This window comes from Hominenteromicrobium sp. (genome assembly GCF_046974225.1).
Taxonomy (GTDB): domain Bacteria; phylum Bacillota; class Clostridia; order Oscillospirales; family Acutalibacteraceae; genus Hominenteromicrobium; species Hominenteromicrobium mulieris.
In genome coordinates this window covers 61431-87402 of sequence record NZ_JBKWAE010000012.1, presented here as the reverse complement: position 1 = coordinate 87402, position 25972 = coordinate 61431, and the positions used below count along the sequence as shown (strand labels likewise).

Annotated in this window: 20 protein-coding genes; 2 read left to right on the top strand and 18 right to left on the bottom strand. The window is 53.9% G+C overall.

The window, feature by feature from the left end; genetic code table 11:
* The 13 genes from ACLTX1_RS09795 to ACLTX1_RS09735 all read right to left on the bottom strand — a co-directional run.
* Window positions 1–869: GNAT family N-acetyltransferase (locus ACLTX1_RS09795; protein WP_412330865.1), on the bottom strand; the 869-nt coding region annotated here is incomplete at its 3' end.
* Window positions 870–972: 103 nt separating this feature from the next.
* Window positions 973–2322 carry a UDP-N-acetylmuramoyl-tripeptide--D-alanyl-D-alanine ligase gene (locus tag ACLTX1_RS09790; protein ID WP_412330864.1) on the bottom strand — a complete coding sequence of 450 codons (1350 nt, stop codon included), beginning with the start codon at window positions 2320–2322 and terminating at the stop codon, window positions 973–975.
* Between the two features lie 22 nt (window positions 2323–2344).
* Window positions 2345–3685 carry an aminopeptidase C gene (locus ACLTX1_RS09785; RefSeq protein WP_395589972.1) on the bottom strand — a complete coding sequence of 447 codons (1341 nt, stop codon included), beginning with the start codon at window positions 3683–3685 and terminating at the stop codon, window positions 2345–2347.
* 38 nt (window positions 3686–3723) lie between these two features.
* A complete protein-coding gene (locus ACLTX1_RS09780) occupies window positions 3724–5175 on the bottom strand; it encodes a UDP-N-acetylmuramoyl-L-alanyl-D-glutamate--2,6-diaminopimelate ligase (RefSeq protein ID WP_412330863.1) in 1452 nt (483 codons plus the stop codon).
* A gap of 133 nt (window positions 5176–5308) precedes the next feature.
* Window positions 5309–6046, bottom strand: a complete 738-nt coding sequence (locus ACLTX1_RS09775; protein WP_412330862.1) for a hypothetical protein — start codon at window positions 6044–6046, stop codon at window positions 5309–5311.
* A gap of 241 nt (window positions 6047–6287) precedes the next feature.
* Entirely contained in the window at window positions 6288–8822 is a 2535-nt protein-coding gene (locus ACLTX1_RS09770) for a heavy metal translocating P-type ATPase (protein ID WP_412330861.1), read from the bottom strand.
* A 35-nt stretch (window positions 8823–8857) separates the two neighbouring features.
* Window positions 8858–9226: a metal-sensing transcriptional repressor gene (locus tag ACLTX1_RS09765; RefSeq protein ID WP_412330867.1), complete on the bottom strand. Its 369-nt coding sequence runs from the start codon at window positions 9224–9226 to the stop codon at window positions 8858–8860.
* A 224-nt stretch (window positions 9227–9450) separates the two neighbouring features.
* Window positions 9451–9912: an S-ribosylhomocysteine lyase gene (locus tag ACLTX1_RS09760; protein WP_343285099.1), complete on the bottom strand. Its 462-nt coding sequence runs from the start codon at window positions 9910–9912 to the stop codon at window positions 9451–9453.
* Window positions 9913–9989: 77 nt separating this feature from the next.
* A complete protein-coding gene (locus tag ACLTX1_RS09755) occupies window positions 9990–10400 on the bottom strand; it encodes a heavy metal-associated domain-containing protein (RefSeq protein WP_343285100.1) in 411 nt (136 codons plus the stop codon).
* A 223-nt stretch (window positions 10401–10623) separates the two neighbouring features.
* On the bottom strand, window positions 10624–11154 hold the full coding sequence (gene nrdG, locus ACLTX1_RS09750; RefSeq protein ID WP_395506525.1) for an anaerobic ribonucleoside-triphosphate reductase activating protein: 531 nt from the start codon (window positions 11152–11154) through the stop codon (window positions 10624–10626).
* A 78-nt stretch (window positions 11155–11232) separates the two neighbouring features.
* Window positions 11233–13392, bottom strand: coding sequence for an anaerobic ribonucleoside-triphosphate reductase (gene nrdD / locus ACLTX1_RS09745; protein WP_316687260.1), 2160 nt, complete (start codon window positions 13390–13392; stop codon window positions 11233–11235).
* Between the two features lie 517 nt (window positions 13393–13909).
* On the bottom strand, window positions 13910–16003 hold the full coding sequence (locus ACLTX1_RS09740; protein WP_395506527.1) for a heavy metal translocating P-type ATPase: 2094 nt from the start codon (window positions 16001–16003) through the stop codon (window positions 13910–13912).
* A gap of 118 nt (window positions 16004–16121) precedes the next feature.
* Entirely contained in the window at window positions 16122–16424 is a 303-nt protein-coding gene (locus tag ACLTX1_RS09735; protein WP_308449680.1) for a DUF6110 family protein, read from the bottom strand.
* Window positions 16425–16990: 566 nt separating this feature from the next.
* Between ACLTX1_RS09735 and ACLTX1_RS09730 the strand changes: the two genes are divergently transcribed.
* Both ACLTX1_RS09730 and ACLTX1_RS09725 read left to right on the top strand, forming a co-directional pair.
* Complete coding sequence (locus ACLTX1_RS09730; RefSeq protein WP_308449679.1) at window positions 16991–17116, top strand: hypothetical protein; 126 nt, start codon at window positions 16991–16993, stop codon at window positions 17114–17116.
* Window positions 17117–17375: 259 nt separating this feature from the next.
* Window positions 17376–17903 (top strand): DUF1003 domain-containing protein, encoded by a 528-nt coding sequence (locus tag ACLTX1_RS09725; RefSeq protein ID WP_343285105.1) that lies wholly within the window; start codon window positions 17376–17378, stop codon window positions 17901–17903.
* A gap of 157 nt (window positions 17904–18060) precedes the next feature.
* Here the strand turns inward: ACLTX1_RS09725 and ACLTX1_RS09720 are convergent, their stop codons facing one another.
* The 5 genes from ACLTX1_RS09720 to ACLTX1_RS09700 all read right to left on the bottom strand — a co-directional run bounded on the left by ACLTX1_RS09720 (window position 18061) and on the right by ACLTX1_RS09700 (window position 25966).
* Window positions 18061–18855 (bottom strand): ABC transporter ATP-binding protein, encoded by a 795-nt coding sequence (locus tag ACLTX1_RS09720; RefSeq protein WP_176819890.1) that lies wholly within the window; start codon window positions 18853–18855, stop codon window positions 18061–18063.
* Window positions 18848–19774, bottom strand: a complete 927-nt coding sequence (locus ACLTX1_RS09715) for an ABC transporter permease subunit (RefSeq protein ID WP_308449677.1) — start codon at window positions 19772–19774, stop codon at window positions 18848–18850. Before ACLTX1_RS09715 ends, ACLTX1_RS09720 begins: the two co-directional genes overlap by 8 nt.
* Before the next feature lie 174 nt (window positions 19775–19948).
* Window positions 19949–21082, bottom strand: coding sequence for an ABC transporter substrate-binding protein (locus ACLTX1_RS09710; RefSeq protein WP_412330860.1), 1134 nt, complete (start codon window positions 21080–21082; stop codon window positions 19949–19951).
* A gap of 644 nt (window positions 21083–21726) precedes the next feature.
* Window positions 21727–23373 carry an ABC transporter transmembrane domain-containing protein gene (locus tag ACLTX1_RS09705; protein ID WP_412330859.1) on the bottom strand — a complete coding sequence of 549 codons (1647 nt, stop codon included), beginning with the start codon at window positions 23371–23373 and terminating at the stop codon, window positions 21727–21729.
* Between the two features lie 253 nt (window positions 23374–23626).
* Window positions 23627–25966: a transglutaminase domain-containing protein gene (locus ACLTX1_RS09700; protein ID WP_308449674.1), complete on the bottom strand. Its 2340-nt coding sequence runs from the start codon at window positions 25964–25966 to the stop codon at window positions 23627–23629.
* Window positions 25967–25972 lie beyond the last annotated feature (6 nt).

Here is a 25972-nt window from a genome sequence, read left to right as displayed (position 1 = left end):
TTTTCGCCGATGAGCTGCTCTAAGCGCATATCGGACGGGACGGTGAAACGGAGCGTCTCATAATCCGACGAGAAAGCGGATTTTGCGAAGAACAGCAAGCCGTTGAACGCCTCGGCATCGCACGCGAGGAAACCGCCGGGGCTTTGGAACGTGTGGGTGCAGTCAAGATATGTGACGCCGTCTTCTTCGATTTTATGGGTAATCATCAGGCCGCGCGGCTGATTTTCGTTATTGTACCAGACGAATGCGTAGCGCTTATCGTTCCAGAGGTTCGCTTTTTCGAGACTTTTATCATACGTTTCGCGGACGGCGGAGAGGTTGTGGTCTGCATAGAACGCGTTATAGACGGTGAGAAGCGGGGTGAAATCGCCGCCGGGGAAGATCTGCTCGACGTGCCCGCCGACATCCTGCGGCTTCATCGCTGTGAACGGCACCGACCAGCGGTATTCCGGCGCACCGGCTTCAAAGCCGAACTTACGGTAATACTGCATGCTGAACGGATACAAAAAAGCGAACGTGAAATCGTTTGCGTACATGTCTTTGAGAGAGGCCGTCATGCAAGCGCGGATAACGCCGCCGCGGCGGTACTGCGGCAATGTAGAAACACCGCCTACACCGCCGAGCTTATACGTGCCGCCGTCGAAGCGGCAGAGGTACTCACGGCTGTTCACAACACCGCAGATGGTCTCATCGTCGTCTAAAAATGTGCCAAAGCAGCGGTTGCGGGCGTCTTCCCTCTTTTCTTCTTCGGTGCGCTCACGGGCGGCGCTTTCTTTGGCTTTTTCGAGGTCGTAATCTCCCTCAAAGGCGACAGCCATGGTGAGATTTGATTTCCAGTTTTCTTCCGGGCGCAGTAATCTTGTTTTCATACAACCTTCCTCCGTTTTGCAAAAAAACCGGCAAGCGAAAAGGAACTTGCCGGTTTTTGTCTTTATATTGTGATATATATTAAATATATTCTAGTATACGGGCTTATTCCGAAAGGGCACGGATGATTTCATCCATGTGCATGCCGCGGGAACCTTTGCACAGCACGGCATCACCGGGATGCAGACGGTCTTTCAGATACGCGATGGCTTCCGCATTCGAGGCGAACCACACGCTGTTCTCACGATTTTTAAAGCCCTCGACGATGTACTTTGCGAGCGGGCCGACGCCGATAAGGACATCGGTGCCGTTTTCCGCCGCAAACGCACCGGTTTCATAGTGGCCGCGCTCTGCGTAATCGCCGAGCTCCAGCATATCGGCAAGTACGGCGTACTTTTTGCCGGTCGCTTTCAGGCCGCCGAGAATTTTCAAAGCGGCACGCATGGAATCGGGGCTGGCGTTATAGGTATCATCGATCAGCGTGACGCCGTGCGCTTCTTTAATCTGCTGGCGCATGGCGGGCGGTGCATAGGTGCGGATGGCCGCGACGGCTTTTTCCTCCGGAACGCCGACTTCCACAGCGACCGCGACGGCGGCAAGGGCGTTGCGCACGTTGTGCTCGCCGGCAGCGGGGACGTACATTTCTACGCGTTTACCGTCGTGCACACAGATAAACCTTGTTCCCTCCGTATCGGCCTCAAGCTCTACGGCGCGCCAGTCGCAATTTTCACCGAGACCGAAGCGCACGATCTGCTTTTCCGGGGTGCTTTTTAATGTGGAAAGCAGGTCGTCATCGCCGTTTACGAACACCTTGCTGCCGTTTGGCAGGTAATCCGTGATGCCGAACTTCTCTTTCATGATGTTCTCGCGTGTTTTCATAAACTCGATGTGCGACACGCCGATATTCGTCATGACGGCGATGTTCGGCTTTGCGACTTTTGCGATGCGCTCCATCTCGCCGGGCATACTGACACCCATTTCGACAACGGCGGCTTCGTCCTCCGGCGTGATGCGCAGAACGGTCATGGGCAGGCCGATCTGGCTGTTCGCGTTGCCGGCGGTTTTCATCGTTTTGAGACCGGCGGAAACAGCTAAAGCGACCATTTCCTTTGTAGTGGTCTTGCCTACGCTGCCCGTGATGCCGATGACCGGGATATTGAAGCGCTCGCGATAGCGTTCCGCGACCTTTTGCAGTGCCGCGCGGGTGTTTTCAACGTAGACAACATCGCCTGCGGGGGCATCGAGCGGCTCTTCGGAAAAAGTCGCTGCCGCGCCCGATGCGAAGACCTGCGGGATAAAGCGGTGTGCATCGGTGTTTTCGCCGCGGATGGGCACGAACATTTTGCCGGGCGTCGTCTCGCGGCTGTCGGTATAAAACGACGTAACGGTATTTTCGCCGCTGCCGACGAGCCTGCCGCCGCACATTTCGGCGATCTCAGATACCTTTAAATTCATAAATGCAGTAGTTTCCTTTCGTTTAGCGCACCGAAGCGAGGGAGCCCATCGGATCCCACGGCTGGAGCGTGATCGGCTCTTGCTCAAGCGCTTTGCGCTGTTCTTCTGTGAGGTACTTTTTATCGACGACGACCTGATACATATACTCGTCGAACCAAGCGTCGCTCATGATGTAGTAGCCGTCTACACCGGCATCCTTGCCCCAGCTGTTTTCGACTCTCCAGCGGTTCGGCTTACCGTTATCGTCGAGGTTGACGCCCTGGAAGACCATGGCGTGCGTCATGAGGCTCTGGCCGTAATCGAGGCGCTGAGCTTTATCCATGGTGAACTCGGTGTTGAAGAGCGTTTCGAGGTCAAGAGCGTTCAGATCCATAACGCCGCCGTCGCGAACGCTGCGCTTGCCGACATCGCAGCCGAACCAAACCGGCAGGCCGTCCTTCATCTGGGCGATGGCTGCCGCTTTCAGGTCTTCAATGGGCAGGTTGAGGTACTTGACGGGTCGGCCCTCTGCGACGTTACCAAGGAACGCGACGGTGTAGGTCTTGCCATAGGGCTTATCGGACGTCGGCGCATTGATGAGGCTGATGTACTGGGAAAGATCCATATCGACGTACTTTTTGAAGAACGACTGCGGAGTGATGCCGAGGTCGCGCACGAAGCCGTTCGGGGTCTTGACCTCGAAATCGAACTTCACAGGCGGCTTGCCGAGGCTGATGCACAGCATGTTATAGATGGTCTGCATCATGTCGTCCTTCTTTGCACGGAGTTCTTCCATGGAAGCGCCGTTCTGATACGCGGTGCGCAGCGTGCAGGCAAACTCACGCAGCTTTTCGGTGAGGTAGCCGATGATCTCACGCGTGGAGGAGGATGCGGCGGTTTCCGGCATGATTTCCTTCGGCACGACGCCGTACTTCTCTACGAGGTTTGCGAACATATCCCACTGACCGCCGTCGCCGAGCGGACCGGAAAGCAAATATGTAACAAGGCGGCCTGCGGTGGGCTCGTTGAGCGTCTCTAAGATGCTCTCGAGGAAATAGTTGCTCTTTTCAAGCTTATCGAAAAACAGCGCGTAGTTCTGGGAGAGCTCAAACGTTTTGACGCCGAGCTTTTTGATGATGCGAAAGCGCATGGTGTTGAGCGCCGCGAACATCCAGCAGCGGCCGCTCTGCTTCTGATTCGTGATGTCGCCCTGCTCCAAAGAAATGTTGAACGTATGGCGCATTTCGCGGGCGTTCTCAAAGCGCACGGCGGCGTTGTTGACCCCATTCTTCGTGACAGCATCCATGGCGATACGGTTCGCGCGGTCACCGTCGAACGCGGTCTCATAAGAAGCGAGCTGTTCCAGTGTGATTTCCTTATTCATTTCTGCACAAGTCCTTTCCCGAAAGTAATTTATGAGCTTTATTTCATGGAATCAAGGATTTCCCGAATGACGACACGCTCGTCAAACGGGTATTTCTTACCCTCGATCTCCTGATAATCTTCGTGACCCTTGCCTGCGAGGACAATAATGTCGCCGGGTTGTGCGTTTTCAATGCACCAGCGGATGGCTTCGCGGCGGTCTGGAATTTCAATGTATTTGCCGTCGGTCTTTGCAAGGCCGACCTTAATGTCCGCTAAAATATCGAGCACATTTTCGTAACGGGAGTTATCTGCCGTGATGACGGAGAGATCGGCTAAATTGCCGCTGACCTCGCCCATCTCGAAACGGCGCACCTTGGGGCGATTGCCGCCTGCGCCGAACATGCAGATGAGGCGCTTCGGGTTATAGGCGCGCAGCGTTGTCAAAATGCTCTGCATGCTGACGGCGTTGTGCGCATAATCGATGAGCAGAGTGAAATCGCCGGGCATCGGCACAGGCTCCACGCGGCCCTTGACCTTGACGGTTTTAAGCCCCTGCTGCATGGCAGTGACGGGGATATTCAAAACGCTGCATGCCGTGATGGCGCACAGGGCGTTATAGACGTTGAACTTGCCGGGGATGGCGACATCCGCGGTAAAATTCAGCTTGCCTGTGACGGAGAAGCGCACGCCGAGGAACCCCGGTGTTGTAACGAGTTCTTCCCCATGCGCAACAAAATCGGCCGATTTATCGTAGCCGTAGGTAACAATATTGCACGTATGATTTTTGATGATGCCGGTATAATTCGGGTCATCGATATTGATGATGCCGGTGCGGCACATGCGGAACAGCATGCTTTTGCACGCCATGTACTCTGCCATATCTTTATGCTCTGCGCCGCCGATGTGATCCTCGGAGAAATTCGTGAAGAGGCCGAGCTCAAACGTGAAGCCTGCAACGCGGTGATCTTTAAGACCGATGGACGAGACCTCCATAACGCAGTATTCGCAGCCGGCGTCGACCATTTGGCACATGAACTTCTGCACCTCGTAGTTTTCGGGTGTGGTGTTATCGGTTTGAACGAGGGTATCGCCGTACAGTACGCCGATAGTGCCGATGACGCCGGTTTTATGGCCTGCGGCCTCCAGAATGGAGCGCATCATGAACGCGGTGGTCGTTTTGCCCTTGGTGCCCGTGATGCCGATGACGTGCATCTGCTCTGCGGGGTGGCCGAAGAACTCGGCGCTCAAATATGCGAGGGCAAGGCGGGTGTTCTCCGTTAAAATGACCGGCACAGGCGCTTCCACGGGCTCCTCTGCGATAATGACGGCGGCGCCTTTTTCCGCTGCCATTTTCGCATACTTATGGCCATCTGCATTCGCACCGCGCAGGCAGACGAACGCGCAGCCCGGCACAGCCTTGCGGGAATCGTACACAAGGTCGGTAATGTCGACGTCCGGCACCTGCTCTGCGCGGTACTCGATGGCGGTTAAAAGTTGTTTCAGTTTCATTTTTATCCCATCCTTTTTCGTGAATTCGGATGATGTATACCGACATGGTATACTATGTGCTTATTATAGTCCGTCTGCGTGGTTCTGTCAAAGAAAAAAGAGAGCTGCGCGTAAAAATGTGCAGCTCTCTCATTTAATTTTCGGTATTTGCGGGTTCGTCGTTCAAAAGACGCTCGTACAGCTTTACGCTGTCGTTGCGGTAATCGATCTTTTCCTGCTTTTTGAACGCAGCGCCGTCTTCTGTACGGACGGCGACCTTGAGCTCACCGAGGACGGAAAGCACGCTTTCTTTCGTTGCGCCCTCCTCGTTATAGTGGTTGAGCTCTAAGTTGTTCAGCGCCGGAATGTCCTTCCAAAGGTAATAGTCGTTATCGGTGCCGTCTACGGGGCCGAAAAAGCCTTCTAACTCATCCTGGTCGAGGTATTTATAGCTTTCGTCATCGTAGGCGAAGATCATACTGTCACCGGCGGAGGCATCGGTCGCGAACTTGACGAACGAGGCTTGCAGCTCTGATGTTTCAAACTCCGAGGTGCCGCTTGTATTGAAGCGGCAGAAATTCATGGCGACGTATGTTTTGCCGTCGCCGTTGCGGTCGTCTGCATATTTCTCGAAAAGCTCCTGAATATCGGTTTGCAGGTCGCTCGGCACGGTATACTGCGTCATGACGGTGATGGTATAATCGGGTTTCGTTTTGGATGCGACCGAATACACAAAGTAGCTAACGACGGCAATGGCGAGCACGACGAGCAGAACATGCACCTTGTGGTAATCCCACCAGTTTTTGCGTTTATCCGCCGCGGTCTGCGGCTTGATTTCGTTTTTATGAATGGTGTCTTCCGTATCGTCCAGCAGATACCGCTCTCGTGCCATGTGATTTCCTCATCTCTTCTTTAATATTCTTTGGCTGTGTGGTTTTTGAAAAAGCTTGAGCATAACTTTATTCGTTTGCTTTACGGTGGCTTTATGCAATTTTATGTTTATTTTACGACATTGTTCTTTCTAAAAAGCCAATTCGCTGTGAACAAATTGTAAAATACAAAAGCACTGCCCGCAAACACAGGCAGTGCTTTTATTGTAACACAGATTAAATTTGTGTCAAGCTTTATCGAACTCAGTCTACGACCTCGTAACCCTTATCTTCGATGGCTTTCTTGAGCTCGGCATCGGAAATTTCAGCATTGAGCTGAATGACCGCCGTGCCCTTTTCGTGGCTGACTTCTGCGGATGTGACCTGCGGGAACGCCTCCAGACACTTTTTAACAGTGGCTTCGCAATGCGGGCACATCATGCCGTTAATCTTAATTGTTTTTTCCATGGTTTTTGTCTCCTTTACCTCGATGGTTTTCATTTCGGCGGGTTTTGCCGATTTTATTTTTTTATCGTGCTTCGTGCTGCGGATGTTAAATAAATTCAGACGAAGCGCGTTTGTGACGACACAGAAGCTCGAAAGGCTCATGGCTGCCGCGCCGAACATGGGGTTCAGCTGCCAGCCGAGCAGGTTAATGAACACGCCTGCCGCGAGCGGGATGCCGATGATGTTATAAATGAACGCCCAGAACAGGTTTTCGTGGATATTGCGCAATGTGGCGCGGCTTAAACGGATGCCCGCAGGAACATCGGACAGGCGGCTCTTCATGAGCACGACGTCCGCGGCGTCGATGGCGATATCCGTACCGGCGCCGATGGCGACACCGATGTCGGCTCTGGTAAGGGCGGGCGCGTCGTTGATGCCGTCGCCGACCATCATGACTTCCCCCTGCTCCCTGAGCTTGCGGATGACGTTTTCCTTGCCGTCCGGCAGGACGCCTGCGATGACTTCATTAACCCCTGCCTGTCGGCCGATGGCCTCTGCGGTGCGGGCATTATCGCCGGTGAGCATGACGACGCGGATGCCCATGTTCTGCAATTCGCGGATGGCCTGCGGGCTGTCTTCCTTGATGACATCCGCCACGGCGATAACGCCGATAAGCTTACCGCCCTTGCTGAAATACAGCGGGGTTTTGCCGGACTGCGCGAGGGCTTCGGCCTTTTCTTTAAAATCTGCGGGGACATCTGTCTGCGTGGAGATGAACTTCAGGTTGCCGCCTGCGAGGACTTCGCCATTCAGGGCAGCGGTGAGGCCATTGCCGGGCTTTGCCATGAAGTCTGTGACTTCTTTTGCCTGCACGCCGATCTCCTCAGCGCGCGCCATGATGGCTTTGGCGAGCGGGTGCTCGCTCTTTTTCTCGAGCGCACTTGCGGCTTCGAGAAGGTTTTTTTCAGCAATACCCGGGGCGGGTAAAATATCCGTAACGCGAGGCTCGCCGCTTGTGATGGTGCCGGTTTTATCGAGCGCGACGATCTGCACCTTGCCGGTTTTTTCGAGCGAAACGGCGGTTTTGAACAGTATGCCGTTTTTCGCGCCCATGCCGCTGCCGACCATGATGGCGACCGGCGTTGCGAGGCCGAGTGCGCACGGGCAGCTGATGACGAGCACAGAGATGCCGCGTGCAAGCGCGTAGCCGAACGTCTGCCCAACGAGCATCCAGACGATGAACGTAACAACAGCGATGCAGATGACGGTCGGGACAAACACGCCGGAAACCTTATCGGCGATCTTCGCGATCGGCGCTTTCGTTGCGGCGGCATCGCTGACCATGCGGATGATTTGAGAGAGCGTGGTATCTTCGCCGACGCGCGTTGCTTCGCAGCGCAGGAAGCCGGACTGGTTCACGGTCGCGGCGGAAACAGCATCGCCCACGGTCTTATCGACCGGGATGCTCTCACCGGTGAGGGCAGATTCATTGACGGCGCTGGCGCCTTCCAAGACGATGCCGTCTACGGGGATATTCTCACCGGGGCGCACGACAAACACATCGCCGCGGCGGACCTCGGAAACGGGCACGGTGACCTCTTGACCGTCCCGCACGAGCACGGCGGTTTTCGGCGCGAGGTTCATGAGACTCTTTAAAGCATCGGTCGTGCGGCCTTTGGAGCGCGCTTCCAGCATTTTGCCGACCGTGATGAGCGTTAAGATCATGGCGGCAGACTCGAAGTAGAACTCGTGCATGTAGCCCATGACAGCGGCCATATCACCGCGCATCTGGGCATCCGTCATGGCGAACAGCGCGTAGGTGCTGTACAGGAACGACGCGCCCGAGCCAAGCGCCACGAGGGTATCCATATTCGGTGCGCGGTGGATGAGCCCCTTAAATCCGCTGATGAAGAACTTCTGGTTGATGACCATGATGATGATGGTAAGAAGCATTTGGATAAGGCCCATCGCGACGTGGTTGTCTTTGAGAAAATTCGGCAGCGGCCAGCCCCACATCATGTGCCCCATGGAGATGTACATGAGGACAGCCAAAAAGCCGACGGACGCGATGAGTCTCTTTTTGAGTTTTGGAGTTTCGCGGTCTTTCAGGGCATCTTCTGCAGCAAAGTTGGGGCTTGTGCTATTCTGTGCCGCACCTTTTTGGGACGCGCCGTAGCCGGCATCTTCCACGGCCTTGATAATACTTTCCGGCGAAGCCGTGCCCTCAACGCCCATGGAGTTCGTGAGCAGGCTGACCGAGCAGGACGTAACGCCCGGCACTTTGCTGACCGCTTTTTCCACACGGGTGCTGCACGCTGCGCAGCTCATACCCGTGACGTTATACTGTTCCATTTTCTTCCCTTCCTTTCATAAAAATGCGCCGAAAATTATCGCATCAGCTTTTGCAGTGTGGCGACAAGCTCATCGATGACTTCATCGTTTCCTGCACGGATGTCGTCCGCAACACAATTCTTGATGTGGTTTGCGAGCAGCTCTTTCGTAAATGCGTTGAGCGCCGCGTTGGCTGCCGCGACCTGCACGAGGATGTCCGGGCAGTAAGCGCTTTTCTCCACCATGCCGCGAATGCCGCGGATCTGCCCTTCGATGCGGTTTAATCTGTGGATGAGTTTTTTGTACTCCTCATCGGAGCGGTGCTTTGTTTTATGACAGCCGCAGCACTTCTCTTCGGTTTTTTCTTCGGTGCAGCCTGTGCACGCTTCCGTATCGGTTGCATTGCTTTTGCAGCAAGCGTGCATCTCTTTTTCTTCTGTATGTTCCAACGGAATTCTCCTTTCCGATTTCGCTTTATATACCCTCTTGGGGTATCTTGATTATATACCCACATAGGGTATATTGTCAACTCTTATTTTAGCTTTTTTTCAAAAATATTCTGCCCGGATTTTCGACCTGCATTTAAAGTAAAAAGCACCGCTTGGCTTTTGGCTCAAAACGGTGCTTTGGGTGTTAATCTTAGCTTGACTTACACTTCGTATTCCATTTTCTCCGGCGTCCAGTCCTTGAGGACCTCGAGCATATCGACGGCAGTTTCTTTGGCGCCCTTGAGGTCGTGCTCTTTGTAGTTGCCGCACTCTTCGCGGCGGCTGCCGGGGATCTCTCCCTCAAAATCGCGGATGAACGCGAAGGATTCCTGCACGAGATGCAGGGCATCTAGGCGGCTCACGTTGTCGCGCAGGAGGAAATAGAAGCCCGTGCGGCAGCCCATGGGGCCGACGTAGATGACGGAATCGGACAACGCGGAGTTGCGCGCATACGTGGCGAAAAGATGCTCGAACGTGTGGAGCGCGCCGTTTGAGAGGTAATCTCCGGCGTTCGGCACTTTCATGCGCAGGTCGTAGGTTACAACATCGCCGTCGATGCGGGAAACGTACATGCCTTTTTTGAGCTTATCATGATTGACGGAAAAGCTGGCGATTTTTTTCATACTCTATCATCACTTTCTTTATAAATTCACGGATTTCTTAGAGTATACCACGCTTTTCTTTGAATTTCAATTCCGTCTTATTTTTCGACGGTGACGGTTTTCGGCTCGTAACCGGCGCGCCAGACGGTCTGCTTCAAAACGACTTCTTCGACGGGCTTCTTTGTGTAGATACGAGCGAATTTGCCGGCGAGGTCGACCTTTGCCATGCGGTCCGGCTGCTCGTTGAACGCGTTTTCAATGCGCATGGCGCAGTTTTTGCAGTGCATACCCTCGATGTCCATGCGGTAAACGTGGTCGTAGTCGTTCACGTTCGTATCCTGCGGCTTGACGTGCTTCACTTCATCGCCGCCACCGCCGCAGCAGCCGTTCTTCAATTTTTTGCGATAGCTGATGACCGCAAAAATACAAATAGCCGCAATCACCACACAGATGATGATCGTAGCAGGGCTGATGTCCGCGCCGGTCGCATTCAAAATATATGTACGCATTTAAACCGCTTCCTTTTGTGAAAATAGTTCTTGTGAGAGAAGACTCTCATATACCCTTTGGGGGTATCTTGATTATATACCTCGGCAATATAAAATGTCAAGAGAAAAAGTTAGCGATTTCTAACTTATTTTGAATTCATGTGTTGCTGCGCGTGTGGAAAATAAAAAATGCCGCCCGGCACTGTTCTAAACACAGCAGTCGAGCGGCGTTTTCGTTTACTTTTTACGGTTTCGCGTTCCAGAGGGTAACTTTCCCGGTTTCGCGGGTCTTGTTCATATCGATGATGCGCTGGTTCGACGAGCCGCGAAAGCGCAGGGAAATGTCCTTGAGTTCATCGACGAATGCGCCGTCGACAAGCACGTCGAGCAGGGACAGGAATTCGTCCGTGACCTCGCAGCGGTTGCGGCCGCCGTCTTTCAGCATATCGGTCTCCAGGGTGGAACCGGAATAGCACCAGATGTCCTTTTCGGGGTATAGCTTGCGAACGCGGTGCAGAAACGGCACCAAAGCGCGTTGATTCTGCGGCTCCATGGGCTCGCCGCCGAGCAAAGTTAAACCGTTGATGAAACCGGGTGCAAGGGCTGCGAGCACCTCGTCTTCCGTTTCTTTTGTAAACGGCTTGCCGTAGTTGAAATCCCACGTTTCGGCGTTGAAGCAGTTTTTGCAGTGGCGCGTGCAGCCGGAGACGAACAGCGTGACGCGCACGCCGATGCCGTTTGCGATGTCGGTTTTTTTGATCTCACCGTAATTCATGATGGTTTCCTCTATTCATGAAATACCGCACAAAGCGCCTGCCCTGTGCGGTACTGTTTATTCTTGATTTTGACTTAATTACAAGTGCAGCACGCGCTCTTTGATTTCGGCGGTACGGCCCTGGTTCCAGAACTGGGTGCCGATGTAACCGCAGGTGCGGCGGGCGACGTTCATGGTATCCTGGTCGCGGTTGCCGCAGTTCGGGCACTCCCAGACGAGCTTGCCGTCATCCTCGACGATCTGAATCTCACCGTCGTAGCCGCACTTCTGGCAATAATCGCTCTTGGTGTTAAGCTCGGCGTACATGATGTTATCGTAGATATAGCGGATGATCTGCAGGACGGCTTCGAGGTTATTCTGCATGTTCGGGACCTCGACATAGCTGATCGCACCGCCGGTGGAAAGCGCCTGGAACTGCGACTCGAAGCGGAGCTTTTCAAACGCATCAATATGCTCGGTGACGTGGACGTGGTAGCTGTTTGTGATATACGGCTTATCCGTGACGCCCGGGATGATGCCGAAGCGGCGCTGGAGGCACTTTGCGAACTTGTACGTGGTGCTTTCAAGCGGCGTGCCGTACAGACCGAAGCCGATGGTGGTCTCTGCCTTCCATTTTTCGCACGCAGCGTTCATGTACTTCATGACAGCGAGTGCAAACGGCGTTGCGCTGGGGTCCGTGTGGGATTTGCCCGTCATGTAGCGCACGCACTCGCACAGACCGGCATAGCCGAGCGAAATGGTGGAATAGCCGCCGTAGAGAAGCGCATCGATGGGCTCGCCTTTTTTGAGACGGGAGATTGCGCCGTACTGCCAGAGGATTGGCGCGGCGTCGGACAATGTGCCCTTCAAGCGGTTGTGGCGGCACATGAGTGCGCGGTAGCACAGGTCGAGGCGCTCATCGAAGACCTTCCAGAATTTTTCCATATCGCCGCCGGAGCTGAGCGCAACATCGACAAGATTCAGTGTGACGACGCCCTGATTGAAGCGGCCGTAGAACTTATAGTTGCCGTTTTCATCCTTCCACGGGCTTAACGCGCTGCGGCAACCCATGACCGGGAAGCAGTTGCCTTCTTTGAGCTCTTTCATCTTCTTTTCGGAGATGTAGTCCGGCACCATGCGCTTTGCGGTGCACTTTGCGGCAAGCTCGGTGAGGTAATAGTATTCGCTGCCGGGGGTAATGTTATCCTCCTGCAAAACATAAATGAGCTTCGGGAATGCCGGGGTAACCCACACACCCTTTTCGTTTTTGACGCCCTCATAGCGCTGGAGCAGCACTTCCTCGATAATCATGGCGAGGTCGCGCTTTTCGCGCTCGTTTTTCGCCTCGTTCAGATACATAAACACGGTGATGAACGGCGCCTGACCGTTCGTCGTCATCAAAGTCACGACCTGATACTGGATGGTCTGCACGCCGCGCTTGATCTCCTCACGCAGACGGCGCTCCACCATTTTGGAGATTTGAGCCTCATCCGGGGAAACGCCAAGCTCGCCGATCTCGACTTCGACCTCACGGCGGATTTTCTCGCGGGAGATCTGCACGAACGGCGCGAGGTGTGCGAGGCTGATGCTCTGGCCGCCGTACTGGTTACTTGCAACCTGCGCGACGATTTGCGTGGCGATGTTGCAGGCGGTGGAGAAGCTGTGCGGCTTTTCAATGAGCGTGCCGGTGATGACCGTGCCGTTTTGCAGCATGTCTTCGAGGTTTACGAGGTCGCAGTTGTGCATGTGCTGCGCGAAATAGTCCATATCATGGAAATGGATGATGCCCTGCTCATGTGCTTCGACGATTTCGCGCGGAAGCAAAATGCGGCGCGTGATGTCTTTGGAAACCTCGCCGGCCATGTAATCGCGCTGGACGCTGTTTACGGTTGGATTTTTATTCGCGTTTTCCTGCTTGACTTCCTCGTTGTTGCACTCGATAAGGCTGAGAATCTGGTTATCGGTGGTATTGGCGCGGCGCGCAAGCGAACGCGTATAGCGGTAACAGATATACTCCTTAGCGACATCGAACGCACCCTGCCCCATGATCTGCTTTTCTACGAGGTCCTGTATTTCTTCCACGGACGCTGCACGCCCCATGGCGACGCACGCTCCTTCGACATTTGCAGCAATTGTGCGAATTTGCTCGTTCGTAAGTCTCTGACGCTCGTCGATCTCTTTATTTGCCTTGGAGACAGCGACGATAATCTTCGTGATATCGAACGCTGCTTCCGAGCCGTTTCTCTTAATAATCTTCATGTTCCTTACCGCTCCTTCATACCGCCCGCGGGAGCTGCATGTTTCCAGCCCCTTTGGTTTTCATAATCAGTTTCCATAATTTTCTTTATATTGAATATTTATGCGTAACCACAAGATATTGTGTTCGTTTTTGCGGTTCCTGCCGCAAGCACCCTACCAGTATACACCTAAGTTGGCATCTTGTCGAGTAGTAAATGCGCTTTATTTTAAATTTCTTTTTGTACCCTTTTACCCATTGTGCAATAAAGCGTGAAAGGACACTGCAGAGCGGCGCGGCAAAGCGCGGGTTTGGATGTAAAAAAGGGCGGTCATTGACCGCCCTTGCAGGAACCCATGCAGCTGGGTTCCCTACGTTTTGAATGTCCCCCGGACATTCAAATCAACCTTCCTAATTTTATGTAGGCAAAGAGATTTCGCTTTCTGATAAAAGCAACTTAGGGCGCTGTCCTAAGTACCCGCAGTCTTTTGAAAAAGGCTGGCGAAAACTTTTGACCACCGTTACGGGAAGCTTCTTTTCTTACTCTTCCTCTGCTTTTTCCGGCAGAAGATCTGTCATGCTTTTGAGGCTGATGCCGAGTGTGGACATATTGTGCAGGAGTGCGGAGGTAGTCGGCTGGATGATTCCGCCTACGCCGAGCAGGATAAGCATGAGGTTGAAGCCGACGATGAAACGGTAGTTGCGGTGGATGCGCGCCATGAGCGCAGTGCTGAGCTGACGCAGGGTGACGAGCTCATAGAGATCGCCTGCCGCAACGGTGATGTCCGCGATCTCTCTGGCAATGGCGGCGCCGGTATTGATGGCAACGCCGACGCTTGCTTCGGACAGCGCCGGAGAATCGTTCACGCCGTCGCCGACCATGATAACGGTGCGGCCCATTTCTTTTTCGCGGCGGATGAAGTTCGCCTTATCCTCCGGCAGCACTTCGGCGTAGAACTCGTCCACGCCGACCTCTGCTGCAACGGCTTCGGCGGTCTTGCGATTATCGCCGGTCATCATGACAACCTTCTTGATGCCGCAAGCGTGCAGAGCGCAGATGGCGTCCTTTGCTTCCTTACGCAGCGGGTCGGAGATACAGATGACGGCTGCGAGCACACCGGAAATGCACAGATAAAGGTGCGAATACTCGGCCGGAAGTGCGTTGAACTTCGCTTCTTCGCCCTCCGGGATCACGCAGCCCTCGTCTTCAAAAACGAAGTGCGCGCTGCCGATGATGACCTTTTTGCCCTCCACAGTGCTGGAAATGCCGTGCGCGACGACGTATTCCACGCGAGAATGGTACTCTTCGTGGGAGAGGCCGCGGTCCTTGGCTTCGGCCACGACAGCGTTTGCCATGGAGTGCGGGTAATGCTCCTCAAGGCAGGCGGCAAGGCGCAGCATTTCGCTTTCCTCACGGTCGCCGAACGTTTCGATCATGGCAACACGCGGTGTTGCGTACGTCAGCGTGCCGGTTTTATCGAACACAATGGTATCGGCGTTTGCAACGGCCTCCATGAAGCGGCCGCCCTTGACGGAAATATGGTGTGCGCTGCTCTCGCGCATTGCGGACAGCACCGCGATCGGCATGGAGAGCTTTAATGCGCAGGAGAAATCGACCATCAGCACGGCGAGCATCTTTGTGACGTTGCGTGTGAGCAGATAGGTCAGCGCCGTGCCGCCAAGCGTGTACGGCACAAGCTTATCGGCAAGGCGGGAAGCCTTGTCTTCTGCGGTGGATTTCAATTTTTCGGATTCTTCGATCATGTGGACGATGCGGTCATAACGGCCGCCGCCCATAGCTTTTTCGACGCAGATGACGCACTCGCCCTCTTCGGCGACGGTGCCGGCATACACGTAGCTGCCGACGGACTTCTGCACCGGCAGAGATTCGCCGGTCATAGAGGCTTGATTGACCAAAGCTTCACCCTCGACGACCTTACCGTCAAGCGGAATCATATTGCCCGTGCGCACAACGATGCGGTCGCCCGCCTGAATGTCGCCGATCGGCATGAGCACCTCGGTGCCGTTCGTCTTGAGCCAGACCTTATCGACATTGAGGGACATGGCGCCCGCGAGGTCGGCAACAGACTTTTTGTGCGTCCACTCCTCGAGAATCTCGCCGAGGCGCAGCATGAACATGACGGAGCCTGCCGTATCGAAATCGCCGCGCACAAGAGAAACGGTGACGGCAGTGGCATCAAGCACAGCAACGGAGAGATGGCCGTGCAGCAGCGCCTTAACGCCCTCTTTGATGTACTTTGCGGAGCGGATGATGGCAAGCATCATGCGAATGGGCGCCGGGAAGAACATTTTAGCCATGGCGCGGCGCAGCACCGTGAAGACGAGCTTGTCTTCAAACTCGCGGTTCAATGCGCGGGCGGTGTGATCCGGCACAAGCTCCATGCTTTCGGCTTTTGCGAACGAGAATGTCGCGAGCGCACGAATAAGGGATGTGCGGTCGTTTTGATAGACGATGACGGCGTCCTGTGTGCGGTCGTAGACCTTAACTTCCTTTACGCCGTCCACGGCGCGCAGGTAATACTCTAAAACATCGGCTTCTTTCAGCGTCATGCGGCCGCAGACGAGATGTACACGCATGTGCCCGCGCGCTTCATGCAGAATTTTACACTTCATAACTTTATCCTTCTATGCAACAATATATTGGAAGCTCCGAAAAGCGGAGCGGATGAACGAAAAAAGAGAGCCGCTTTCGGCGGCTCTCCGGTAATTCAGACCCGGGATAGACCCGCGATCAAGCTTCGGTGGATTCTTCCGCGGAAGCAGCTTCTTCCGTGCATGCGCAAGCTGCATCTTCGATGACCTCTGCGGCAGCATCGGCAGCGCGCTGCTCGTTGATCTCCTTAGCGTCGGTCAGGATGTCGTTTGCGTTCTCCTTGATGGTCGTGACCGTTGTCATGACACACTCCTTGGCACGCAGAGCAGCTGCAGTGGTCTCGGTGTAGACCTTCTTAGCATCCTTGCTGCTGAGCACCTTGATGCCGGCGGTACCAAACAGAACACCTGCTGCGAAAAGACCGATTTTTGCCCAATTCATAAAAATACCTCCTGTATTGCGGGCCGCATTTTAACCATGCGGCTCATAAAATTATTTTTTCATGTGTCCGCTGATGAGAGTCAGCACAAAGAACAAAACGGTAAGCCTTGCAAAATGCTTATGCATTTTCATATTCATTCACCACCTTGTTTGTTCTGGCAAAAGAATAGCACGATTTTTACCTAACTTCAACAGTTTTCACACAAAAAACACAATTTTCTATTATTTGTAAAAAACAACCTGCAAGTTAGCCGTACCATTTTGGACAATTTGTTAAAACAGAATCGGTTAGTTTAAACAACCACAGGTTTCATGCCGGATTTTGCGGTTTCAGTACAGACGCGCACACGATGTACATACAGCTCAAAAGAAACATTTTGGCAATTTTCGAACCAAAAAGACGAAATTGCTCCATTTAGACTTTCGATATAACTTTTTCTTTCCGCAGCATTGGAATACAGCGGTTTACATTGCGCTTATAGGAACAATTAGACGCGCCACAGGTATTCTCTATTTCCCACTCTGTACGGTACACGAGGACTGACAACAAAACACTGTGCGTCGGTATGGCGCTTGCAGGCAAACGCAGCGGCAAAAGTTACCGCGTTTATATCGTGATGGGCGATGGCGAGGAATACAAGAGCATCATGCACGACTTTGACGAACGAGAGGAGGCGCAGTGCCATGAATAAAATTCCGAACCGGCAGGCCATTTGCGACACACTGATGAAATCCGCCGCGCATGACCCGGACATTACCGAGCTGTACCTTTCCACCATTGACAGTTAAAGTCTATTGAATTTCAAAACGCATATTCGCAAGGCAAAACCGCGAATGTGCGTTTTTTCACTGTTTTTACACCTTGCGGTTGACAACGCACGCGGTTTTGTAATAGACTGGAGATAACGCCGAAATGCGGCGAAGAATCTTGGGATAAGAGGTAAGTTTACTATGAAAAAAGGTGCGAAACGCAACCAAATTATCAGCGAGCTTTTACATGTGACGGACGAGGAATTCACGGATGAGGAACTGATTCATCAGCTGATTGCAACGGAAGTCACAAAAAACGCAGACAAGGACGAGCACATGACGTTTGGGCAGCGTGCCGCGGACGCAGTGGCGCGCTTTGCGGGCAGTTGGGCGTTTATTTTCAGTTTTATCGCCGTCATGGTCATTTGGATGGTCATAAACCTCGTTTTGGGTTCGAGAGCATTTGACGAATACCCGTTTATTCTATTAAACCTCGTACTTTCGTGCATTGCTGCCGTGCAAGCGCCGCTCATCATGATGAGCCAGAACCGCCAAGAAGCGAAAGACCGTCAGCGTGCAGAGAATGACTATAAGATCAACTTAAAAAGCGAGCTCATCATCGATGATCTGCACAAAAAGCTCGACCTTGTTCTGGAAAACCAAAAGAAGATCAATCGCCGCTTGGATAAGATTGAAGCGGAGATTGCGCCGGAAAACAAGGAAAAATAACGCTTTACACATAAAAATTTGGGAAATCGTATTAAAAAAGCATCACCATCCGTAAAGGAACGACGGCGGATATCTCCGCCGTTTTGGAACAGAAAAAGCAGATGCACCCGATGTGGATTCGGGGCATCTGCTTTTTGCTGTCTTTCGATTTCAAATTTTACTCTGCTTCGCTCAAAAGCATACGGTCATTATCGAGGGCTTTGCCGGCGGCTTGCTTGAAGCGGTCGAGGAGGTCGGCAACAGTCATGTGGGCACGCTCTTCGCCGGTGACGTCCAGAATGATCTTACCGGCGTTCATCATGATGGTGCGGTTGCCGAGCTCCAGTGCGGACTGCATATTGTGCGTAATCATCATACACGTGAGGTGGTTTTCCTCCACGGTGTTTTTCGTGATCTCGAGCACCTTTTCGGCGGTGGCGGGGTCAAGCGCGGCGGTATGCTCATCGAGCAGAAGGAGCTTCGGCGGGTTATATGTGGCCATCATAAGCGTGAGCGCCTGACGTTGGCCGCCGGAAAGCAAACCCACGGGCTGGGTCATGCGGTCTTCGAGCCCCATACCGAGCAGGGAGAGGCGTTCGCGAAACGCCTGTCTGTCCTTGCGGGAGATGGAGCTGAGCCAACCGCCGTGCCCCGCTGCGAGCGCGAGGTTTTCTTCGATGGTCATGCCCGGTGCGCTGCCGCGCATGGGGTCCTGAAACAGGCGGCCGATACTGCGGGCACGCTTATACTCCGGCATGAACGTGATGTCCTTGCCGTCAAGCTCAATCTTGCCGCTGTCCGTGAAAAAGCTGCCGGAAATGGCGTTGAAGAGCGTGGATTTGCCCGCGCCGTTTGCGCCGATGACGGTGATGAAATCGCCCTTTGCGGCGTGGAAGCTGAGGTCTTCGATCGCCTTTTTGGCGTTGACCGTGCCGGGGTTGAAGGTCTTCGAGATATGCGTGAGTTTAAGCATGGGTGCGCTCCTTTCCGAAACGGCGCTTCAGATACGGAAGCTGTTTTTTGAGGTACGGCCCGGAGATTGCCAGAATGACAATAACGGACGAGACGAACTTGAGCATGAACGCGGGCAGGTTGAATCGCAGCGCGATGGTATACACAAGGCGGAACACGAACGCACCGACGACCATGCCGAAGATACGCAGCGGAATTTTGCCCTTGCCGAAGAATGCGCCGCCGATGAGGAGCGATGCCAGCGCAACCGTAACCATACCGGTGCCGATATCGATGCTGACAGACTTTTGCGACTGCGCGAGCAAGCAGCCTGAAAGCGCCGTAAACGCATTGGAAATGCACAGGCCGATGATGGTCGTTTTAACCGGGTTGATGGACGAGGAGCGAACCATGTCCGGGTTATTGCCCGTCGCACGAATGGCGAGGCCGAGGCGTGTGCGGAGGAAAAGTCCCAAAACGACCGCCACGAGTACAACCGTGATGGTGATGACGATAAGCTTATATTGCCCCGCAAGCGGTGTGTTTTCGAGCACCGAACGCATTTTGGTGAAGACCGTATCGGAATTATTGAGGTTCAGAAGCGACGCGCCGTTCATGATGCCGATGTTGACGGAATAAAGCGCGGTATTGACGATGATGCCGGCAAGCAGACTATCAATGCCCATTTTCGTCTGTAAAAGAGCCGTGACGAAGCCGGAGACCATGCCGATCGCCATAGCGGCGGGGATTGCCAGAAACGGATGCCCGGAAAGCGCGACGGACGCGCCGACGACCGCGCCGAGCGTGAAGCAACCGTCTGTGGAAAGGTCGCATACGTTCAGCATGGAATAGCTCAAAAACAGTGCCAAAACAGTCAGCGAGCTGATGAGACCGAGCTCCAGCGCTGTCTGCCCAAGGGTCAGGATTGAATCGAAAGACATACAAAAACTCCTCGTTTTGCAGATTTGTGGTGATATGCCGAAGCCACGCGCCCGAAAACCGGGTGCATGGCAGCGGTGATTGCATTCTTATGGGTAAGTAAGGTATTGATGAAGTATGGTAGTATGAAGTGTTTGAAAGCTTATGGGGTAGGATAAGCTTTTGAGAGATTTAAATTAAGACTCGAGATCGCTGAAGCTCTCTGCGGTCGTGATCTCCTCCACTCTCGTGCAGTACGGGGCAAAAGCTTCGGAGACGGTATCGAAGTCGAGGCCGAGCTTTTCGCAGATTTCGGTGTTGACCGTTGCGGTGCCGTTGTCGAATGTGATGACCGGTGTGGCCGCCGGGTCTTTGCCTTCGGTGAGGATGGAAGCGATCATATCTGCGGTCTCACGGCCGAGGTTTGCGTAATCGACGCCGTAGCCGAGGAACGCGCCGTTGAGGGCGAAGGAATCGGCGCCGGTGTAGTGCGGGATGCCTGCGTCGGCAAAGGTCTCGTAAATAGCGAGCTCTGCCTTCATGATGGTGTTATCGGTCGGGGTGAACACGGCGTCTACACCGTCGGAAACGAGAGCCTGTGCGGCGAGCGCGACTTCTTCAGCGGTCGTTGCGGTGCGCTCTACATATTCAACACCTTTGTCGTCGAGGTACGCCTTTGCGTGCTCGATGGCGGCGGTAGAGGAATCCTGTCCTACGTCGTACAAAAGGCCGATCTTCTTGGCATCGGGGTTCTGGGCGAAGATGAGGTTCATGACGGAGTTGGTATCGAGGTTATCGGAGGAGCCCGTCACGTTGCTGCCCGGCTCTTCAAGGGAAGCGACAAGACCCGCGCCGACCGGGTCGGACACGGCGGCGAACACGACAGGCGTTTTGCTGTCTTCGGTTGCAGACTGCATCGCCATGGCGACCGGGGTCGCGACACCGACCATGAGATCTACGTTATCGGCTGCAAAGTTTGCGATGATCTGATTCATGACGTTCGCGTCGGCGTTACAGTTGTCGTACTTCACGTTGATTGTGATGCCCTGCTCGCTTTCGATCTCGGCGAGACGTGCATTGATGTTCTCAACGATCTGGTTTAAGGAAGCGTCATCGACGTAATTGCAGATGCCGATGGTGTACGATGCGCCGGAAGATTCTTCGCTTGCGGTGCTCTTTTCACTCGTCACACTGCTTTCGGAAGCGGCGGACGAAGAAGCGTCGCTTGACGCGGAGGACGTGGAAGAAGCTGTGCTCTGACCGCTGCAAGCGGCGAGGCTGAGGGTCATAGCGGCAACGGTGATCATGGCAAATACGTTTCTGAGTTTCATAAATTTATCGATCCTTTCAGGTTTGTTTTAATGCGTTCAAATGCGGGTTCAAAATTTCGGATGCAGCGCGGCTGCGCCATCGTTTTGTGTAAACAAACATGAAATAACCTCCCTGAAAAACAAAAAATCCTGTCCCTGCAATCACTTGCTGGGACAGGATCAAAATTCCTGCGGTGCCACCCGGCTTGGTATGTGAAACACACACCCTCTTACGCGTACCATCATACGCAGACCTTTGTTTACGGAGAGCCACACTCCGTCTCACATACTCAGGAAATCCTTTTCTGTTCGCCCTCAGAAGTCCATTCCGCTTTATCTTTCCGCCGTGATCCCACCATCCACGACTCTCTGTGAGAAAAGTTGCCTAAAGCGTACTCACTCTTCCTCAACGGTTTAGTGCATTGTAGCACACATTTTTTAGGTTGTCAATTAGGTTTTTGAAAAAATCTTGATTTTTTGTAAAAAAGATAAATTCTGTTAAAAATGGCCCATCAGCAATGCTCAAGATTTATAAGCCACTCGGCGCAGGCGTTCTCTACGACGAGCCTTGCCGCAAGGGCGGAATTGCCCGGAGCTAAGCCATACCCACCGCTCGTTGCGAGTGGCAGAGTCCCTATCGCCTTATTATGCAAATCGTATTGCGGTCATCCTGTGACCTTTTTGTTATTCAAATGCAGCACGCGGTCGCACTTTTCGGAGATGAACGCATCGTGCGTGACGATGATGCAAATTTTGTCTTGGCAGACCTGCTTCAGAGCCTCAAACATGCCCTCTGCGGAGGCTTTATCGAGGTTTGCGGTGGGCTCGTCGAGCACGAAGACCGGGCGGTCATCGTAGAAAATGCGCGCCAAAGCGACCTTGCGGCGCTGACCGCTGGAGAGATTCTTGCCCTCCGGCTCGATCTCGCACTCCGCTGTTTTTTCGTTTACAAACTCCGTGAGGTTGGCGAGTTCGACAGCCTTGCGGAACTTTTTCTCGTCAAACGGCTGATCCATGCAGATATTCTCTTTGAGCGTGCCCGCAAAAACGGAGACAAAGCCGGAATCGTAGCTTAAATAATTCCGAATCTCCGCGCCGTGCACGGTTTTATTGCCGATTTTGAGCTCGACCTCGCCGCCCGTGGGTGTATAGAAGCCGATGAGCAGCTTTGTGAGCGTGCTTTTGCCGCTGCCGTTTTCGCCGGTAAGCGCAACGATCTCGCCCGTGTGCACCTGCGTTTCGGCGTGGGACAGGATAACTTTTTCTTCGTCATACGCAAAGGAGAGGTCTTTGGCGGTGAGCGCTGCATCACCTGCATTCTGAACAGAGGGCTTTGCCGTTTGCGTGGTGTCTTCGGTCGGCATGGAGAGGATTTCCCCGATGCGGTTTGTGGAGACCTTCACTTCGTTGACCTCGGCCATCCAGCCCGAAATGTGCAGGAACGGGCCGTAGAAGAAGCTGACGAGGTTCACGACGGCGATGAGCGTGCCGACGGTCGTTTCGCCGCGCACGACAAGGAACGAGCCCATGCCGAGCGCGATGATGAACATGCCGACGCCGAGGAAGTTATTGAGGAAACCGATAGCGCCCTGCAAAACGCTGAGTTTTCCGACGTACTTCTGCTTTTGCGCGTATGTATCCCCCACGCGCTTCTGCACCCAGCCGAGCACGCCGTAGGACTTAAACAGCATGTACTGGCTCAAAAACTCCTGTAAGATATTGCGGTTTTTGTCTTCGTTCTGCATGATCTGAATGCTGTTCATCTCAAGCTTCGGGGAGATGCGGATCATGGTGAAAATGAGGATCGGCACAATGACGATCATGACGACCGCGAGTTTCCACTCGAGAAGGAACATCAGAATAAAGCTGACGACGAACGTGAAGCTCTCGAAAAAGATGCTCGGGATGAGCGTTTTGGAGTAGAAATTCGAGAGGGTTTCCGCGTCTTTTGTCATGCGCGTGAAGTAGTTATCCGCTGCGCCGCTGTCGAACGTCCTAAGGTCTGTGCGGTATAGGTGCTCCACCATGGCGCTGCGCAGAGAAAGCTCCATGCGGCAGGAAAGCTTGCCCTGAAAAACGGACGTAACGACCTGCGAGATGCCGAGCAAGAGCAAAACGCCGACCGCGATGATAAGACATGTGGTGAGCGGCATGGCGCTTGCGTTTGTGGCGATGTCGAGGAACATTTTCATCAAAACAGACACCGCGATGACGGAAACGCCCAGCAGCACGGAAAAAATAACGAGCAAAATAAACTGCGGAACGTTTTGACGGATGAGGTGAAGGGAATACCGGTTTTGCTCTTTCTTCATTTCAAAATCTCCTTTTTGTTGTCTGAACTCATCATGTGACAACATGAAAATTCAGCCGTTTATTTGTTTTTGTGCAAAAGATCGACTTGCTCTCCCGTTTAACGCCAGTATACTATATCATCAAAAATTTGTCTACTTTTTTGCAAAACCATCTATTTTAACAATCAATTCGTCGAAATTTCCGCAAAATGACGAAAGCCGACGGCAGGGGCTTTTTCGCTCTGCCATCGGCTTTTATAAGATTAAAATACTTTTAATCCGTAAGCTGTGCTTTTTGCGCGCGGGCAAACCACGGGTACAAAAGGCCCGAGTAGTGCAGCTTAAAACGCGTTTTGAAGCTTGTATTCTTGTTCGTCGTGACGAGGTGCTCCAAAAAGCTCTGTACCGTGCGCTCCTCATACACCTCGAGCGCGATGCCGCCGTAGACCGCCTTTTCCAGCAGCTCGCACACGCGGGTGTAGCTGCCCGGTTCGATATTCGGAAACGCGTTCACGATAGCCGCGTCTACCTCTGCGGTGTTCCAGCCGATGCTGGCTTCTATGTTCCAAAGGCGCAGATAGCAAAGAATCTTTCTGCCGAGGAACAAAATGCGCTCCTGATTTTTGGCGCTCCTGAACTTTTTGATTTCCGTCATATAGATCACGCCGCGAGCAATCTCGAAGAGCAGAAAGAGGACGGTCAAAAGCAGCACGAGCGCCGCCGCGATGCCAAGCAGCAGATTTGCGGCATTGATCGCCGTGCCGACCGGGTCTGTAAACGGGCCGGAGTTATTGCCCGGCTTCGTGACCGGCGAAACATCAATCCGGCTGTCTTCAAGTGCGGCCGTTTTGTGCACGTTATCCGGCGTATCGACCATATCCCGCAAGGTGACGGCGTCATAATAATAGCCCGGCGTGGTATCGATCGGCAACCAGCCGACGCCGTCAAAATATACCTCGGCCCATGCGTGAGCGTCCTGCCCGGTGAGCGTGGTGTCGCCGCTTGCAATCCGTTCTGCGGGGGCGTAATAGCCCTCCACGTAGCGCGCGGGGATACCGTGCGCACGCAGCGCCTGCACGGCGGCAGAGGCATACTGCACCGCGTTGCCGCTGTGACTTTTCGTTAAGAACCAGCGGATGGGGTCGGTGCCAACCGGCGCGGCTTCGGGGCTATCCGTATACGCGGCCTGCCACTCCAGCACGTCGCGCACGCGGCGCACAGCGCTGTACACGCCGTCCGTCCGGGATTCATAATTGTCCCAGAACATGGACTGCAAAAGCGGCAGAAGGTCTGCTTCCACAGCGGTGTATGTATCGTACACAAAATCACGATAAACTTCCTCGGCCTCACAGTAGGCGGCCTGTGCATCGGTCACGGGGTCTGTCACCCACGCTTCCGCCACGGTCAGCTCCGAGGGGCGGGAGCCGGAGCGCTCATCAAACGTATATTCATGCACGCCGGTGAGCATAAAGCTGTTAAAGCGCGTGTCTTTTTCTTCAAACGCGCCGCTCCAATCTGTTCCGGAAACAGAGGACGGCGTGTAGACGTAGGAGCGTTCCGCGCCGCTTACTGTGACACTGACGCGGTTTTCGGACGGTTTGCTGTCCGATGTTGACAGGCTGTAATACTGCGAGACCTGCATGAGCGGGTCAAAATTATGGTCTTGAAGCCACTTTAAAATGCCGCTCTGTTCACCGCCGTAGGCTGCATCCGGCATGGCGCGCCATGCGCCGTCTTCGTAATCGCCGCCGACAAAGCCGCGCAGGTAAAAGCTCTTTTTCTGCCCGCTCTGCACCGTCAGCATCTCCTCTCCGGTCTCGTGCAGTATATCGGCTTTGGAGATATCGCCCTCGGGCAATGTGGCTTCGCCGTAGCGCAGCGTATGCACGCCCTCTTCGGTGTTTTCACGCAGCGTATCAACCGCGGAGATGTTGCCCGCAGGCAGCACCAGCGCAAAACCGATAAGAAACACCGCTGTGACCGCCCACATCACACCGGCGTGCAGCGTGCGGTAAGCAGCTTTGCAGGAGGTATACTCGCCGAGCAGGCCGCACAGCAAAAGCGCCGTTGCAAGCGGACTGAATGCCTCGCCGACAAGCCCGATGAGCACCCATATAAGGCAATAAACGGCAACAGGACCGCGTCTGCCGCCGCGCGTACACAACCAAGATACGAGCGCGCACAGCATTGTCAAAAGCAATGTGAAGGCGATGATGTCGCCTGCGAGGTCTGTCGTCGGCAGCAGTGCCGCGCCGCCCTCATGCGCCGCATTCCAACGCGTGATAAGGCGATTCACCCAGCTCATACCGCCGGAAAGCGGGTTGCCGGTGACAAAGCAGACCGGCAGAAAAACAAGCCACGGCACAGCCGCCGCGGCACGGTATATGTTCTTTTTCGCACCGAGATAATCCCCTGCGATGCAGCCCAGAAGCACCGTGACGGCACCGCCGAGCGGCAAGACGAAAAGACCCTTTAAATCAACATTCCAGATGACCATGAGCGCTATGAGCGCGCCCGCCGTAAGCAGGGCCGCGCGCAGGGAGCGCCACAGCAGATACGCTGCTTTGTTTTCGTTTTTTTCCGGGTAGACCGTAACGGTCTGCGGATGTTTCATGCGCGT

What these genes read in the sequence shown, in the direction of transcription:
- ACLTX1_RS09790 (WP_412330864.1), bottom strand. Translation starts at nt 2,322, where the DNA reads ATGAATTTAAAGGTATCTGAGATCGCCGAAATGTGCGGCGGCAGGCTC.
- ACLTX1_RS09785 (WP_395589972.1), bottom strand. Translation starts at nt 3,685, where the DNA reads ATGAATAAGGAAATCACACTGGAACAGCTCGCTTCTTATGAGACCGCG.
- ACLTX1_RS09780 (WP_412330863.1), bottom strand. Translation starts at nt 5,175, where the DNA reads ATGAAACTGAAACAACTTTTAACCGCCATCGAGTACCGCGCAGAGCAG.
- ACLTX1_RS09775 (WP_412330862.1), bottom strand. Translation starts at nt 6,046, where the DNA reads ATGGCACGAGAGCGGTATCTGCTGGACGATACGGAAGACACCATTCAT.
- ACLTX1_RS09770 (WP_412330861.1), bottom strand. Translation starts at nt 8,822, where the DNA reads ATGGAACAGTATAACGTCACGGGTATGAGCTGCGCAGCGTGCAGCACC.
- ACLTX1_RS09765 (WP_412330867.1), bottom strand. Translation starts at nt 9,226, where the DNA reads ATGCACGCTTGCTGCAAAAGCAATGCAACCGATACGGAAGCGTGCACA.
- ACLTX1_RS09760 (WP_343285099.1), bottom strand. Translation starts at nt 9,912, where the DNA reads ATGAAAAAAATCGCCAGCTTTTCCGTCAATCATGATAAGCTCAAAAAA.
- ACLTX1_RS09755 (WP_343285100.1), bottom strand. Translation starts at nt 10,400, where the DNA reads ATGCGTACATATATTTTGAATGCGACCGGCGCGGACATCAGCCCTGCT.
- nrdG (WP_395506525.1), bottom strand. Translation starts at nt 11,154, where the DNA reads ATGAATTACGGTGAGATCAAAAAAACCGACATCGCAAACGGCATCGGC.
- nrdD (WP_316687260.1), bottom strand. Translation starts at nt 13,392, where the DNA reads ATGAAGATTATTAAGAGAAACGGCTCGGAAGCAGCGTTCGATATCACG.
- ACLTX1_RS09740 (WP_395506527.1), bottom strand. Translation starts at nt 16,003, where the DNA reads ATGAAGTGTAAAATTCTGCATGAAGCGCGCGGGCACATGCGTGTACAT.
- ACLTX1_RS09735 (WP_308449680.1), bottom strand. Translation starts at nt 16,424, where the DNA reads ATGAATTGGGCAAAAATCGGTCTTTTCGCAGCAGGTGTTCTGTTTGGT.
- ACLTX1_RS09730 (WP_308449679.1), top strand. Translation starts at nt 16,991, where the DNA reads ATGGCGCTTGCAGGCAAACGCAGCGGCAAAAGTTACCGCGTTTATATC.
- ACLTX1_RS09725 (WP_343285105.1), top strand. Translation starts at nt 17,376, where the DNA reads ATGAAAAAAGGTGCGAAACGCAACCAAATTATCAGCGAGCTTTTACAT.
- ACLTX1_RS09720 (WP_176819890.1), bottom strand. Translation starts at nt 18,855, where the DNA reads ATGCTTAAACTCACGCATATCTCGAAGACCTTCAACCCCGGCACGGTC.
- ACLTX1_RS09715 (WP_308449677.1), bottom strand. Translation starts at nt 19,774, where the DNA reads ATGTCTTTCGATTCAATCCTGACCCTTGGGCAGACAGCGCTGGAGCTC.
- ACLTX1_RS09710 (WP_412330860.1), bottom strand. Translation starts at nt 21,082, where the DNA reads ATGAAACTCAGAAACGTATTTGCCATGATCACCGTTGCCGCTATGACC.
- ACLTX1_RS09705 (WP_412330859.1), bottom strand. Translation starts at nt 23,373, where the DNA reads ATGAAGAAAGAGCAAAACCGGTATTCCCTTCACCTCATCCGTCAAAAC.
- ACLTX1_RS09700 (WP_308449674.1), bottom strand. Translation starts at nt 25,966, where the DNA reads ATGAAACATCCGCAGACCGTTACGGTCTACCCGGAAAAAAACGAAAAC.